This window comes from Glutamicibacter sp. V16R2B1 (assembly GCF_005774635.1).
Lineage (GTDB): Bacteria > Actinomycetota > Actinomycetes > Actinomycetales > Micrococcaceae > Glutamicibacter > Glutamicibacter creatinolyticus.
In genome coordinates this window covers 1-1857 of sequence record NZ_VATX01000082.1, presented here as the reverse complement: position 1 = coordinate 1857, position 1857 = coordinate 1, and the positions used below count along the sequence as shown (strand labels likewise).

The window sequence follows — 1857 nt, the reverse complement described above, 5'->3', positions numbered from 1 at the left end:
CTCGGCGCGAGCGAGGAGTTCATCGAGATCGGCGCCGAGATCGGCGTCGTTCTGCTGCTGCTCACCCTCGGGCTGGAATACACCGCGGGCGAGCTGCTGGTGGGCCTGCGCCGCAACGCACCGGCCGGCGTCCTGGACCTGACTCTCAACGCCGCGCCCGGGGTGGCCGCCGCGTTCCTGCTCGGCTGGGACTGGCGCGCGGCGGTCGTGCTGGGCGGCGTCACGGCCATCTCGTCCTCCGGCATCATCGCGAAGGTTCTCGCCGACCTGGGCCGGCTCGGCAACCGGGAGACACCGGTCGTCCTGTCGGTGCTCGTCCTCGAGGACCTCGCGATGGCGGTCTACCTGCCCGTTCTGACCGCTCTGCTGGCCGGCCAGACGATCGCCCGCGGCGCGCTGTCGCTCGCCATCGCGCTCGGTGCCATGGTCGGCGTCCTGTTTCTCGCGCTGCGGTACAGCGCGAAGGTGACGCGGCTGGTGTTCAATCCGGCGTCGGACCGCAACGACGAGATCCTGCTGCTGCGCGCGCTGGGCCTTGCGCTGCTCGTCGCGGGCGTCGCGCAGCAGGTGCAGGTCTCCGCCGCGGTCGGCGCGTTCCTCGTCGGCATCGCGCTGTCCGGGCCGGTCGCGGAGGGCGCGCGCGAGGTGCTGACCCCGTTGCGGGACCTGTTCGCCGCGGTCTTCTTCGTCTTCTTCGGGCTGCCGACCGACGAGCGTGAGGCCCAGCGAGCGCGGCGGGAGCGTCTCGTGGTTGGGGTCCGGGCGGGCGCTGTAGACGAGGAGGGTGACCTTCTCGCTGTGCTTCAGCGCGATGTAGAGGACGAGAACGAGCGCACCGAGCGCCACCGCGACGGTTGGCGACCCACGGGCGACGGTGTGGTGAGCCAGCATCGCGGTCAGCACCGGCAGGTAGACGGCCATCGCGAGGTCCTCGAGGACCAGCACCGACAGCACCACCGGGGTCTCGCGGTTACCGAGGCGGCCGAGATCCCCCAGCACCTTGGCGATGATCCCGGACGAGGAGATCGCCGTCACGCCGCCCATGACCACCGCGGCGAGCGGCCCCCACCCGAGCACGAGCGCGGCGACCACACCGGGCAGGGCGTTCAGCGTCAGGTCGAGCGCGCCGGCGGGCGCCTGTCTGCGCAGGCCGTGCAGGAGCTCCTCGGCGGTGTACTCGAGCCCCAGCGTGAGCAACAGGAGGATGACGCCGATCTCGGCGCCGATCTCGATGAACTCCTCGCTCGCGCCGAGGGGAATCACGCCACCATGCCCGAAGGCCAGGCCGGCCAGGAGATACAGGGGGATCGGCGAGATGGCGACCCGTGACGCCAGGTGACCGAGCACCCCCAGCACGAACAGGACGGCGCCAAGCTCCAGAAAGGTCGTCGCTGTGTCGTGCACCGGTGTCCGGTCGCTCCTTCTGTCAGGCCGGTCAGCCGTCGCGGAGCAGCTGGCCGACGGCGGCGGTGTTCTCCGGGGTGCCCACGACGACGACGATGTCGCCGGCGTGGAACCGGAAGTCCGGTCGGGGAGAGGCGAGGACCTGGTGGTCGCGGACGACCGCCACGATGGAGGCGCCCGTACGGTTACGTGCCTGGGTGGCAGCCAGCAGCCGGTCCGCGTACGGCGACCCGGCGGCGATCTCGATCTGCTCCCCGACAAGCCCGGCGAAGGCCCGCGAGATGTCCGCCAGCCGCTGCACGATGTGCGGGGCGCCGAGCAGTTCGGAGAGCACGTCGCCTTCCTCCGGGGTCAGCGTAATCGATTCGCGGGATGCGTCCGGATCCTCCGCGTCGTAGATGACCAGGCCCCTGCGCCCGTCGTGCCGGCTCACCACACCGAGCCGGCCTCCCG

1 protein-coding gene and 2 pseudogenes are annotated in these 1857 nt (G+C 71.5%); 1 reads left to right on the top strand and 2 read right to left on the bottom strand.

Features of this window, described 5'->3' with window-relative positions:
• Positions 1–711: pseudogene (locus FDN03_RS16300) on the top strand (cation:proton antiporter); the annotation flags it as partial.
• A 165-nt stretch (positions 712–876) separates the two neighbouring features.
• On the opposite strand, the pseudogene FDN03_RS16295 reads toward FDN03_RS16300, so the two are convergent.
• Positions 877–1347, bottom strand: a pseudogene (locus FDN03_RS16295) (cation:proton antiporter); the annotation flags it as partial.
• 88 nt (positions 1348–1435) lie between these two features.
• Positions 1436–1857: TrkA C-terminal domain-containing protein (locus FDN03_RS16290; RefSeq protein WP_138178622.1), on the bottom strand; the 422-nt coding region annotated here is incomplete at its 5' end.